The sequence below is a fragment of the Corynebacterium sp. genome, from assembly GCF_022712275.1.
Classification (GTDB): Bacteria; Actinomycetota; Actinomycetes; order Mycobacteriales; family Mycobacteriaceae; genus Corynebacterium.
Genome location: NZ_JALAGU010000035.1, coordinates 11,879 through 24,108, shown reverse-complemented (window position 1 = coordinate 24,108; position 12,230 = coordinate 11,879). Strand labels below are relative to the sequence as shown.

Annotated in this window: 13 protein-coding genes; 12 read left to right on the top strand and 1 reads right to left on the bottom strand. The window is 67.2% G+C overall.

Translation table 11 applies throughout. From position 1 onward, the window contains the following. Nucleotides 1–74 precede the first annotated feature (74 nt). The 4 genes from pdxS to Q0A27_RS08295 all read left to right on the top strand — a co-directional run bounded on the left by pdxS (nt 75) and on the right by Q0A27_RS08295 (nt 3,363). Entirely contained in the window at nt 75–971 is an 897-nt protein-coding gene (gene pdxS, locus Q0A27_RS08310) for a pyridoxal 5'-phosphate synthase lyase subunit PdxS (protein ID WP_291474593.1), read from the top strand. Nucleotides 972–974: 3 nt separating this feature from the next. Beyond that, the gene (locus Q0A27_RS08305; protein WP_291474592.1) at nt 975–1,877 is read left to right on the top strand and encodes an acyl-CoA thioesterase II; all 903 of its coding nucleotides are present in this window, start codon (nt 975–977) and stop codon (nt 1,875–1,877) included. Next, nucleotides 1,874–2,506 (top strand): pyridoxal 5'-phosphate synthase glutaminase subunit PdxT, encoded by a 633-nt coding sequence (gene pdxT, locus Q0A27_RS08300; RefSeq protein ID WP_291474591.1) that lies wholly within the window; start codon nt 1,874–1,876, stop codon nt 2,504–2,506. Before Q0A27_RS08305 ends, pdxT begins: the two co-directional genes overlap by 4 nt. A gap of 101 nt (nt 2,507–2,607) precedes the next feature. Beyond that, entirely contained in the window at nt 2,608–3,363 is a 756-nt protein-coding gene (locus tag Q0A27_RS08295; protein WP_291474590.1) for a YebC/PmpR family DNA-binding transcriptional regulator, read from the top strand. Between the two features lie 23 nt (nt 3,364–3,386). Here Q0A27_RS08295 and Q0A27_RS08290 read toward each other — a convergent pair whose 3' ends face one another. Then, entirely contained in the window at nt 3,387–3,809 is a 423-nt protein-coding gene (locus tag Q0A27_RS08290; RefSeq protein WP_291474589.1) for a DUF3817 domain-containing protein, read from the bottom strand. Between the two features lie 159 nt (nt 3,810–3,968). Between Q0A27_RS08290 and ruvC the strand changes: the two genes are divergently transcribed. The 8 genes from ruvC (at nt 3,969) to Q0A27_RS08250 (ending at nt 12,214) form a co-directional block, all read left to right on the top strand. Further along, nucleotides 3,969–4,517 carry a crossover junction endodeoxyribonuclease RuvC gene (gene ruvC, locus Q0A27_RS08285; RefSeq protein WP_291474625.1) on the top strand — a complete coding sequence of 183 codons (549 nt, stop codon included), beginning with the start codon at nt 3,969–3,971 and terminating at the stop codon, nt 4,515–4,517. Continuing rightward, complete coding sequence (ruvA, locus tag Q0A27_RS08280) at nt 4,514–5,158, top strand: Holliday junction branch migration protein RuvA (protein WP_291474588.1); 645 nt, start codon at nt 4,514–4,516, stop codon at nt 5,156–5,158. Before ruvC ends, ruvA begins: the two co-directional genes overlap by 4 nt. Before the next feature lie 18 nt (nt 5,159–5,176). After that, nucleotides 5,177–6,256: a Holliday junction branch migration DNA helicase RuvB gene (gene ruvB / locus Q0A27_RS08275; RefSeq protein WP_291474587.1), complete on the top strand. Its 1,080-nt coding sequence runs from the start codon at nt 5,177–5,179 to the stop codon at nt 6,254–6,256. Between the two features lie 72 nt (nt 6,257–6,328). Next, the gene (yajC, locus tag Q0A27_RS08270; protein WP_291474586.1) at nt 6,329–6,712 is read left to right on the top strand and encodes a preprotein translocase subunit YajC; all 384 of its coding nucleotides are present in this window, start codon (nt 6,329–6,331) and stop codon (nt 6,710–6,712) included. Nucleotides 6,713–6,861: 149 nt separating this feature from the next. Further along, on the top strand, nt 6,862–8,730 hold the full coding sequence (secD, locus tag Q0A27_RS08265) for a protein translocase subunit SecD (RefSeq protein ID WP_291474585.1): 1,869 nt from the start codon (nt 6,862–6,864) through the stop codon (nt 8,728–8,730). Nucleotides 8,731–8,732: 2 nt separating this feature from the next. Beyond that, nucleotides 8,733–9,971, top strand: a complete 1,239-nt coding sequence (gene secF / locus Q0A27_RS08260) for a protein translocase subunit SecF (protein WP_291474584.1) — start codon at nt 8,733–8,735, stop codon at nt 9,969–9,971. A gap of 15 nt (nt 9,972–9,986) precedes the next feature. Then, the gene (locus Q0A27_RS08255) at nt 9,987–11,651 is read left to right on the top strand and encodes an ABC transporter substrate-binding protein (RefSeq protein WP_291474583.1); all 1,665 of its coding nucleotides are present in this window, start codon (nt 9,987–9,989) and stop codon (nt 11,649–11,651) included. Beyond that, a complete protein-coding gene (locus tag Q0A27_RS08250; protein ID WP_291474582.1) occupies nt 11,648–12,214 on the top strand; it encodes an adenine phosphoribosyltransferase in 567 nt (188 codons plus the stop codon). Before Q0A27_RS08255 ends, Q0A27_RS08250 begins: the two co-directional genes overlap by 4 nt. Nucleotides 12,215–12,230: the final 16 nt, after the last annotated feature.

The window sequence follows — 12,230 nt, the reverse complement described above, 5'->3', positions numbered from 1 at the left end:
CCGGGGGTTCCGGTAACTGTCCTAGGTCATTACACTGTCCTAGGACAGTCACCAACCACCAGTGAGGATCACCGATGAGTGAGAACACCCCGACCACCGGCACCGGGCGCGTCAAGCGCGGCCTGGCAGACATGCTCAAGGGCGGCGTCATCATGGACGTCGTCACCCCGGAGCAGGCCAAGATCGCCGAAGACGCCGGCGCCACCGCCGTCATGGCCCTGGAGCGCGTCCCCGCCGACATCCGCGCGGAGGGCGGCGTCTCCCGCATGTCCGATCCGGACATGATCGAGGGCATCATCGACGCCGTCTCCATTCCGGTAATGGCGAAGGCCCGCATCGGCCACTTCGTCGAGGCCCAGGTCCTGCAGAGCCTCGGCGTCGACTTCATCGACGAGTCCGAGGTCCTCACCCCGGCCGACTACTCCAACCACATCGACAAGTTCAGCTTCACCGTCCCCTTCGTCTGCGGTGCCACCGACCTCGGTGAGGCCCTGCGCCGCATCAACGAGGGCGCGGCGATGATCCGCTCCAAGGGCGAGGCCGGCACCGGTGACGTCTCCAACGCGGTCACTCACATGCGCACCATCCGCGCCGAGATCAACCGGCTGCGTTCCATGGCCCCCGACGAGCTCTACGTCGCGGCCAAGGAACTGCAGGCTCCGTACGAGCTGGTGTGCGAGGTCGCCGGGAACGGTAAGCTCCCTGTGGTGCTGTTCACCGCAGGCGGGATCGCCACTCCGGCGGATGCCGCGATGATGATGCAGCTCGGAGCCGAGGGTGTGTTCGTCGGCTCCGGAATCTTCAAGTCGGGTGACCCGGCCAAGCGTGCCAAGGCCATTGTCCAGGCCACCCTCAACTACGACGACCCGGCAGAGGTCGCCAAGGTCTCCCGCGGCCTCGGCGAGGCCATGGTCGGGATCAACGTCGATGATATCCCGCAGCCGCACCGGCTTGCGGAGAGAGGCTGGTAGACCATGACGTCCACCGAACCGGGACGACGCGACGCACCGACGGCGCGCCGTCCCAGGATCACCGACGTGCTCGATCTCGAGCGCATTGACACGGGGATCTACCGCGGCCAGGTCATTCCCTCCGCCCTGAGCCGTACCTTCGGTGGACAGGTGGCTTCCCAGGCACTGGTCGCCGCGACCCGTACCGTCGGACCCGAGTACCGTGTGCACTCCCTGCACGGCTACTTCGTCGGCCCCGGCGACTCCGACCGGCCGATCATCTTCGTGGTCGACAACGTCAGGGACGGACGGTCTTTCCGCGTCCGCTCGGTCAAGGCCGTCCAGGACGGGCGCACGCTGTTCGTCATGCAGGCCAGCTTCCACATCCGGGACGACTCGGGCCCGGAGCACTCGAACACGATCCGGCAGGTCCCCGCTCCTGAGGAGATCGTCGCTGACCTGTCCCGTACGCGTCCCTCGACCAGGGCTTTCGCCAGTGACTGGGAGGACTGGGACATCCGCATCGTGCCCCCGGACCAGTTCGACCACGACCCGCACGCGGCGTCCCAGCAGGTCGTCTGGTTCCGCTCCAAGCTTGCACTGCCGGACGACGAGACCTTCCACATCTGCACCCTGGCGTACATGTCCGATATGACGCTGCTCGGCTCTGCGTTGGTGCCGCACCCGGGCGAGCCGGTCCAGGAGGCTTCCCTGGACCACGCCATGTGGTTCATGCGGCCGTTCCGCGCCGACGAGTGGCTGCTCTACGACCAGACCTCTCCCTCGGCGCACGGTGGTCGCGCCCTGACCACCGGACGGATCTTCAACCAGCAGGGTGACCTCGTCGCCTCGGTGGTCCAGGAGGGACTCACCCGGACGCTGGCCTCCGGCAAGCAGCCGATCCCGATCAAGGAGGACCGACAGTGACGGCAACCATCGGCGTACTCGCGCTGCAGGGTGGTGTGGCGGAGCACCAGCGCACCCTGGGAAGCCTCGGGGTGGAGACCCGTCTGGTCCGACGTCGGTCCCAGCTCGACGGTCTGGACGGACTGGTGCTGCCCGGCGGTGAGTCCACCACGATGTCCAAGCTCCTGGATCTCGGCGGGATGCTCGACCCGCTGCGCGGTCTGCTCGGCGAGGGGATGCCGGCCTTCGGCACCTGTGCCGGACTGATCATGCTCGGCTCCGAGATCCTCGACACCCGGGCGGACGCCCACTGTCTCGGCGGACTCGACGTCGCCGTGCGACGTAACGCCTTCGGCCGGCAGGTGGATTCTTTCGAGACCGATCTTCAGGTCACCGGCGTCACCGATGCCGCGGACGCCGATCCGGTCCGCGCCGTGTTCATCCGGGCGCCCCGTGTCGAACGCGTCGGGGAGGGTGTGGAGGTCCTCGCCACCGTCGACGACAAGGCCGCGGGCAGCTCCGACGGGGCCGTGGTCGCCGTGCGCCAGGGCAGGGTCCTGGGGATCTCCTTCCACCCGGAGCTCACCGGCGACGACCGGATGCACCGTCTGTTCCTCGAGACAGCGGGGGTCGGCACCGTCAGCGTGTGACCGGTCCCTCCCGGCGTACTCCGGCCCTGTCGGGGCGGGTGGTGGCGGGAGTGGACTACTATGGTGCCGACAGAAACCGACCGAGGAAGAACAGGTATCCCATGAGCGGCCACTCCAAATGGGCGACGACCAAGCACAAGAAGGCTGCGAACGACGCCAAGCGCGGTAAAGAGTTCGCCAAGCTGATCAAGAACATCGAAGTCGCGGCCCGTACCGGTGGTGGAGATCCGTCGGCGAACCCGACGCTCGACGACATGATCAAGAAGGCCAAGAAGGCCTCCGTCCCGAACACCAACATCGAGAGCGCCCGTAAGCGCGGCTCCGGTGAGGAGACCGGCGGCGCCGACTGGGAGACCATCGTCTACGAGGGCTACGGCCCGAACGGTGTGGCCATGCTCGTCGAGTGCCTCACCGACAACCGCAACCGTGCCACCACCGACGTGCGCACCGCGATGAACAAGAACGGCGGCAGTCTGGCGGACGCCGGCTCCGTGTCCTACCTGTTCAACCGGAAGGGAGTCGTCATCCTCGACAAGGGTGACAACACCGAGGACGACCTTCTGATGGCCGTGCTCGACGCAGGTGCTGAAGAGGTCAACGACCTGGGTGAGAAGTTCGAGGTCGTCTCCGATCTCGCGGACCTCAGCAACGTCCGCGCCGCTCTGGTGGAGGCGGAGATCGAGTACGATTCCGCCGACCCGGACTACCGGGCCGACGTCGAGGTCCCGCTGGACGCCGACGGCGCGAAGAAGATCCTGCGCCTCATCGACGCCCTCGAGGAGTCCGATGACGTCCAGGACGTCTTCACCAACATGGACGTCTCCGACGAGGTCCTCGCGGAGCTCGACGCGGAGTAGGCCCCGGTGGAGACCAGGGGACGTCAGCTGAACGGTCCGCCGATCAGCATCATGACCACGAAGATCACGATGATGATCCCGGCGAGGACGCCGAAGGTCACCTTCGGGCGACCGGTGAGGGTGGCGAGCACGGCGTTGTCCTGACGCCAGCCGCCGTCCAGGGTACCTGCACGGGCGGCGGACCGCTCGAAGGGGATGGTGCAGAAGGGGATCACGGCGCTGAGTAGTCCGAGCAGACCACGACCGGCGGACCACCGGTTGTTCGTCCAGACGAGGGCGGTCACCACGACGAAGGTGATGAAGGCCAGACCGTGGACCGGACCGGCGATCTTCACCCCCACCTCGGTGACGTCGAAGGCGTACTTGAACAGCATGCCGAGGATCAGTAGTGCCCAGGTCACAGCTTCGATATCGGCGACAATACGGTACAGTTTCTGAGGTTTCATCGAGGTCTGATCCTACCCCAGGCGGGAGCGACCACGGTCCCTGTCAGTGAGTGATGTTCACCTCAGTCGGATATCGCACACCTGTGCTATGGTCTGTGGGGTCAGTGAAGTCAACGGTGTCAGGGTCGATGCGAGTGGTGGAGGTGTCCGGTGGCGGATATGCAGGGGCTCCGGGTGATGGGAATCGACCCCGGACTCACCCGGTGCGGCCTGTCCGTGGTCCAGGCGGGGCACGGTCGTGCCGTGCTTCCGGTGGCCGTCGGTGTGGTCCGTACCCCGCACGAGACCCCGCTGCCGGAGCGACTGCTGCGCCTGTCGGTGGCCGTCGAGGAGTGGATGGACGACTACTGCCCGGAGGTCGTCGCCATCGAGCGCGTCTTCGAGCGTGGCAATGTCTCCACGGTCATGAACACCGCCCATGCCGTCGGTGTGCTCATGCTCAGTGCGGCGCGTCGGGGCATCCCGGTGCACCAGTACACTCCCAGTGAAGCCAAGAAGGCCCTCACCGGTAACGGCCGGGCGGACAAGAAACAGATGACCAGTATGGTCACCCGGATTCTCGGCCTGTCCGAACCGCCGAAACCGGCGGACGCCGCGGACGCCCTGGCGCTGGCGGTGTGCCACTGCTGGCGCGCCCCGTACATCGCGCAGACCGAGGCATTGGCCAGGCACCATCAGCAACGGAACTTGAGGAGTGGACAACAGTGATCGCATCCCTGCGTGGCACGGTGGTGGACAAGGGGCTCGACCATGCCGTCATCGAGTGCGCCGGTGTGGGCTACCTCTGTCAGGCCACCGCACGGACCCTCGCCGAACTGCCCCGCGGTGAAGAGGTCTTCGTCCTCACCACCATGGTGGTCCGTGAAGACTCCCAGACGCTCTACGCCTTCCCCGACGCCGCGAGTCGTGAACTGTTCGCTCTGGTCCAGAGTGTCTCTGGGGTCGGCGCACGGATGGCGATGGCACTGCTGTCGGTGTTGTCACCGGCCGAGATCGCCGCAGCCGTCGCCGAGGGCGACGTGAAGACCCTGCAGCGTGCGCCGGGCGTCGGCAAGCGACTCGCTGACCGGATGGCGGTGGACCTCAAGGGCAAGCTGGACGCCTATGCCGTCTCACCGGTCTCCGGACACTCCGAGGAGACCGCGGACCTGACCGTCGGTGACGGTGCCGTGGACGGCGCGGTGACCGCCCGGGTCGTCGAAGCCCTCGTCGGGCTGGGATTCCCGGAGGCCTCCGCCGCGGACACGGTCAAGACCCTGGTCGCTGAGTCCGCCGGAGGGGACAGCGCGTCCCCGGACGCCTCCGTGCTGCTGCGCAACGCGCTGTCCCGCCTCGGCGGACAACGGTAGCGGGGGAGGGGACCACCCATGGGAGATATCGAACGCACCGAATTCGATCTCGGCGGCGCCGGGAATTCAGGTCCGACGCGGCCTGACCGTGCCGACCGGGGCAATGACGCGCTCTCGGACCGGATGCTGCCCGGCGACGACGATGCCGAGCTGTCGCTACGTCCGAAATCTCTGACCGAGTTCATCGGCCAGCCGAAGGTCCGCGGGCAGCTCGACCTCGTCCTCGGCGGGGCCCGGGCCCGGGGCGTGGTCCCGGACCACGTCCTGCTCGCCGGCCCGCCCGGTCTCGGCAAGACGACGATGGCCATGATCATCGCCCAGGAGCTCGGTACCTCGCTGCGTATGACCTCCGGTCCTGCCCTGGAACGTGCCGGTGATCTCGCAGCCATGCTGTCCAACCTCATGGAAGGCGATGTGCTCTTCATCGACGAGATCCACCGGATGGCCCGGCCGGCCGAAGAGATGCTCTACATGGCCATGGAGGACTTCCGGATCGACGTCATCGTCGGCAAGGGACCAGGGGCCACATCCATCCCCATCGATCTGCCGCCGTTCACCCTCGTCGGTGCCACGACCCGCGCCGGCATGCTCACCGGCCCGCTGCGCGACCGCTTCGGATTCACCGCCCAGATGGAGTTCTACGACACCGCCGACCTCACCGCCGTGGTCACCCGCGCCGCGTCCATCCTCGGGGTCGACATCACCGGCGACGCCGCCGCGGAGATCGCGTCACGCTCGCGGGGGACGCCGCGTATCGCCAACCGGCTGCTGCGACGGGTCCGTGACTACGCCGATGTCCGCGCGGACGGTGCGATCACCCTCGAGGTGGCCCGCGCCGCCCTCCTCGTCTTCGACGTCGACGAACTCGGGCTCGACCGGCTGGACCGGGCGGTGCTCGGCTCGCTGGTTAAGACCCATGGCGGCGGACCGGTGGGTGTCAACACCCTGGCCGTGGCGGTGGGGGAGGAACCCACCACCGTCGAGGAGGTGTGCGAGCCCTACCTCGTACGTGCCGGCATGGTGGCCCGTACCTCGCGTGGCCGCGTCGCCACCTCGGCGGCCTGGCGGCATCTGGGGCTCGAACCGCCGGAGGCGTGACCGGGTTAAGCGGGTTAACCCCACATACCCCTCCGGTCAGTGGTGGCAGACAGGTGTGGCAGACTGTCGCACATGGATATCCTTCTTCTCGCACTGCTCGTCGTCGTCTTCCTCGGTCTTCCTGTCCTCCAGATGAGGAAGCAGTCCAAGCAGGTCGGAGTGATCAAGGACTTCCAGTCGAAGCTTGCCCCGGGCATGGTCGTCCAGCTCACCTCCGGTCTCCACGGTCGGCTGACCAGCATCGGTGAGACCACCGTCGACGTCGAGATCGCCGAGGGTGTCGTCACCACCTGGGAGCGGGCCGCCGTGCTCAAGCTCGTCGACAGTGTCGAGGCCGGCTCCACCGAGGCCGACCACCTCACCGGCGGCGGGATCCCGGATGACCTCTCCTCTCTCGAGGACAGCGACTTCGACCGCGACAATGACGACGACACTGACGGCACCGACCGGAAGTAGTCCCGGGCCCGACACGGGTCCCATGGCCCACCGGTTGTGGTCCGCACACAGTCGGGGGGTCTAGACTCTGCGGGGTTGCCTGTGTCCACCGCCATGGTCGTGACACGTGGCCTCGCGTCCGCAGTCCCCAACTTCCAGGAGTAACAAGCGTGAGCTCAACGGGTGCAGCAGCTGCCCGGGCGAGAAAGTGGCCCGTACGGGCCCTGCTGATCTTCCTCGCCCTCGTGGTCGTCATGTACAGCTTCGTCTTCCTCACCGGAGACAAGAAGGCCGAACCGAAACTCGGTATCGATCTGCAGGGCGGAACCCGGGTCACTCTTGTCCCCCAGGGCGACAAGCCCTCGGGATCCCAGCTTGACCAGGCACGTAAGATCCTCGAGAACCGCGTCAACGGCATGGGGGTCTCCGGTGCCCAGGTCGTCACCGACGGTGACACCCTGGTGATCACCGTGCCCGGCGACGACTCCTCCCAGGCGCGCTCCCTCGGTCAGACCTCCCAGCTGCTGTTCCGTCCGGTGACCGGCGGTCAGGCACCGGACGAGAACCTCTTCGACAGTCTCACCGAGATGGCCGACCGCTGGGTCGGGAACGGCGTCCTCACCGTCGACGAGGCGAACGCCAAGCTCAGCGAGGCGACCGAGAATTTCAAGGACAGCGAGTTCAACGCGCCTGACAAGGCACCGACGGTCACGGCGGAGGCTCCTGCAGCTCCGGCCAACTCCATCGAGGAGACCGAGCAGCGGAACACGACCGTGGATGTCCTCAAGGCCGACCGGCAGTCCGAGGACCCCAACACCCAGAACGCCGCAGCCCTGCTGCTGACCTGCGATGACCCGGACGACCCTCTGGCAGGTGCCGATGACCCGGCCAAGCCGCTGGTCACCTGCAGCGACACCGGCGCGCCGATCCTGCTCGACGCGGCCCCGCTGCTCAAGGGGGAGACTGACGGTCCTGACGCCCGCCGTATGACCGGCGACATGATCGACCCGAACTCCAACATCTTCGGCGGTCTGGACAACCAGACCGGTCAGATGGTCGTCACCTTCGGCTTCAAGCAGGGTGAGGAGAATCCGGGCAGCGAGACCTGGGCAGACCTGACCAACGAGTACCTCAACCAGCAGATCGCCATCACCCTCGACAGCCAGGTGCTGTCGGCACCGACGATCCAGAGCGCCACCCCGGTCGGACAGGGCACCCAGATCACGGGTGACTTCACTGAGAAGGAGGCCAAGGATCTCGCCAACAACCTGAAGTACGGTGCTCTGCCGCTGAGCTTCACCGGTGAGAACGGCGAAAAGGGCGGCACCGCCGAGACGATCTCCGCCTCCATGGGCGAGGCCTCACTGAAGGCCGGTCTCATCGCCGGCATCATCGGTCTCATCATCGTCGCCCTGTACGCGTTGGCCTACTACCGCGGCCTCGGCCTCATCGCCCTGGCGTCGCTGGTGACCTCGGGTATCCTCATCTACGGCGGCCTGGTCCTGCTGGGCAGGTGGATCGACTACAGTCTCGACCTCGCCGGTATCGCCGGTCTTATCATCGGTATCGGCACCACCGCGGACTCCTTCGTCGTCTACTTCGAACGCATCAAGGACGAGATCCACAAGGGCTCCACCTTCAGATCCGCGGTACCGCGGGCATGGAAGCGCGCGCGGGCGACGATCATCACCGGTAACGTGGTCTCCCTGGTGGCGTCTCTCGTGCTGTACTTCGTGGCCGTCGGCAACGTCAAGGGCTTCGCCTTCACCCTGGGTCTGACCACCGTCTTCGATGTCGTCATCGCCTTCCTGGTCACCGCACCGCTGGTGATCCTCGTGTCCCGTCGGGAGGCCTTCTCCAACCCGAAACTCAACGGTCTGCACTCCGCGTTCCGCGCCGCTGACCGGCGTCAGGCCCGGGATGAGGCCTCCCGGGCGGCCGTCTCCGGGGAAAGTGGGCCCGCCGAGAGTGCGGCTGAGACAGACACGCCGCCAGGTGATGCCGATGCCGACGTCCCGACCACCGGAGAGGAGAAGTGACCATGGGAGACACCTCGACACTCAAGCCCGCCGGGTTCATGGAACGCATGTACAACGGCGAGGGTGGTTTCCGCATCGTCGACACCCGACGCCGTTGGTACTGGATCTACGCCCTGGTCACCCTGGCCTGCGTCCTCATCATCGCGATCAAGGGGTTCACCCTCGGCATCGACTTCGAGGGCGGCACCAAGATGACCATGCCGCCGGCCAACGGTGCGACCGAGTCCTCGGTCTCCGAGACCTTCGAGGACGCCACGGGCATCGCGCCCCAGTCCACCCAGACCGTCGGCTCCGGTGACTCCCGCGTCATCGAGATCACCGCCGAGCGACTGTCCGACGACCAGATCCGGGACGCCCGGGTCGCCCTGTTCGACGAGTTCGCCCCGGAGGACAACTCCGGCACCGCCAGCCCGGACGCGATCAGCGACTCGACCGTCTCCGAGTCCTGGGGTGCGTCGATCACCCAGCGGATGCTCCTCGGCATGGTGATCTTCCTCGCCGTGGTCTTCGTCTACATCTCCATCCGTCTGGAGCGGGACATGGCCATCTCGGCCATCGTCAGCCTGCTGCTCGACGGCATCGTCGTCGCCGGTGTCTACTCGCTGGTCGGCTTCGAGGTGTCGCCGGCGACCGTCATCGGTCTGCTGACGATTCTCGCCTACTCGCTGTATGACACGGTGATCGTCTTCGACAAGGTCCACGAGAACACACAGGACGTGTTGAGTTCGACACGGTCGACCTACGGCGAACAGGTGAACCTGGCGACGAACCAGACCATCATGCGTTCGCTGAACACCTCGTTGTTCTCGGTGATCCCGATCGCCGCCCTGCTCGTGGTCGCTGTCTGGCTGATGGGTGTCGGCACGCTCAAGGACCTCGCGCTGGTCCAGCTCGCCGGTGTCATCGCCGGTACGATCAGTTCGATCTACTTCTCCGCTCCTCTGCTGGTGACGCTGAAGTCCTTCCAGAAGCGCTACCGGGAGCACGACGAGAAGGTCGCCCGGGCCCGTGAACTCGGTGTCGCCGGTGGCCCCGCGGCTCCGACCGATGAGACGGTGCCGGTCACCGTCACCACCGCTGCAGTGCCCCCGCTGACCACCGGCGCTGAGTCTGCGGAGACCACGGAGTCCCCGGAATCCACCGCTACCGACACCTCCGATGACGACGCCCCGCAGCGCACCATCTCGCGGCCCACGAACAACGACCGTGAGAGCGGCCGGTCCTGGCGCCCGGGAATGTAGGGGACGGGAGACACCGTGCGAACTTCCCGCAGATCCACCGCCCGTGGCGTCCTCGTCGCGACTGTGGCGACCGTGGCGACCGTGGCCACCGTCACCACTGTCAGCCTCACAGCCTGCTCCGGCCCCGGTGACGACGGTGAACCGGATCACGGCCTCACCTACGTCCTCGACGAGCAGCTGCTCACGACCAATGCGGGGAGCACACTGGGCGTCGCCGCAGATGCGGCGAAGCTCTCCGCCCGTATCTACCCGGGGGCGTACCTCCCGGGCCCGGGTGGACGCCTGCTGCCGAACTCCGATCTGGTGACCGTGACCCCCGATCCGGAGAACCCGGACGTGGTCGACTACGTCCTCGCCGAGGACGCGGACTACTCCGACGGCGCGCCGGTGGTGTGTGACGACTTCCTGCTGACCGCGACTGCTGCGGACCGTACCGACCTCTTCGCCTCCGATCTCGGTCTGACGTCGAGGATCAGCAGTCTCGACTGCTCTCCGGGAGCGAAGGAGTTCCGTGTCACCTTCGACCGCGGCTTCGGTCAGCGCTACCGTGAGATCTTCGGCGCCGGCGAGGTCCTGCCCTCGCACACCATCGCCGAGCATGCGCATGTCGACAGCGTCGTCGACGCGGTGGACAACGGTGACGAGGACGCACTCGCCGCTCTGGGGGAGGCATGGACCAGCACCTTCGATCTCTCGGCCACGGATCCGGCGACGGTCCCGACCTCCGGTCCGTTCGCCATCGAGTCACTCGGGGACGACGCCGACGGGAACGAGGGTGACGTGGGCCCGTCCCTGGTGCTGACCCGCAACCCCGAGTGGCACGGTGACCGTCCCGGCCTCGACCGCATCACGGTGCGCGGCGGGGGAGACCTCACCAGGGCCCTCGACGGAACTGCGGAGGTCACTGACGCGGCAGTCCTCGCCGGTGGCCCGGCGGACCCCGAACTCAATGACGCCGGGTTGGCCGTGGTCCGGTCCTCCGGTGTGCGCACTGACGGGCTGACGCTGTCGGACGAGGGCATCTTCGCCACCGCCGACAACCGCCGGGCCTTCGCGTCCTGCATCGACCGCAACGCTGTCGTCGACGCCGTCAGGACCACCACCGGTGCGAGCGTCGCGCCCCATGCGCTGCGGATCGCGACCGCGGGCAGTCCCGCCGCCGGCGCCCTGGAGGATCTCGCCGGACGTCTCGGCGCCCGCGACGTGCAGGCCGCGAAGGACACCCTCGACGGCACCACGGTCCGGATCGGCTACCTCAGAGGGCAGACCCGTCACGAGGCCGTCGCCGAAGCACTCACCGCGTCCTGCGCCGACGCCGGAGTGACCGTCGAAACCGTCCCGCTGGATGCTGCAGCACTCCAGACCCCGGGGGTGCTGGGTACCGATGTCGACGCCCTGCTCGACACCCGGACGCCCTACAACCGGAACCCCCAGGTCACAGCGTCGCCGGTGTCACGGGTCGGAACGATCTCCCAGGCGGAGAGCCAGCTGGCCGACGACGCCTCCACGGTTCCGCTGGTGGTGGAACCGCGGCTGACGGTCACCGCGTCGAGCGTGAGCGGGGTCTCCGATTCCGGACTGGAGCCGGGGATGAGCTGGAACATGGACCGCTGGACCTCGACCGACCACCCACGCAGTGAAGAACCGGACGAACCTGACGATACCGAGGAGAACCAGTGACCGACCCCGACACCCCTGAGATTCCTGCCGGGGCCGATGCCCGCTGGGCGTTGAAGAGACTCACACGGTTCGTGGCCGACTACCCGGCGCCCGGGATCGTCTTCCAGGATCTCACTCCGGTGCTGGCGGACGCCCACGGCTTCCGGCTCATCGTCAACGACCTCGCCGACGCCTGTGGACCGTTCCGTGCAGACCTGGTCGGAGGACTCGACGCCCGTGGCTTCCTCCTCGGTTCCGCGGTGGCCGTGGAACTCGGTGTCGGCATCCTCGCGGTGCGCAAGGCAGGCAAACTGCCCCCGCCGGTGCTCCACGAGGAATATGCCCTGGAGTACGGCTCCGCCGCCCTCGAGATCCCGGCTGAGGGCCTCGATCTCACCGGCAAGCGCGTCCTGCTCGTCGATGATGTCCTCGCCACCGGGGGAACTCTCGCCGCGTCCCGCCGCCTCATCGAACGGGCAGGTGGGGAAGTCTGTGGTGTGGCCGTAGCACTGGAGGTCGAGGAGCTCAACGGTCGGGAGCGCTTCAGTGACCTACCGCTCTACGTCGTCGCCGCCGGACGGTAGGCTTACAGCACACACG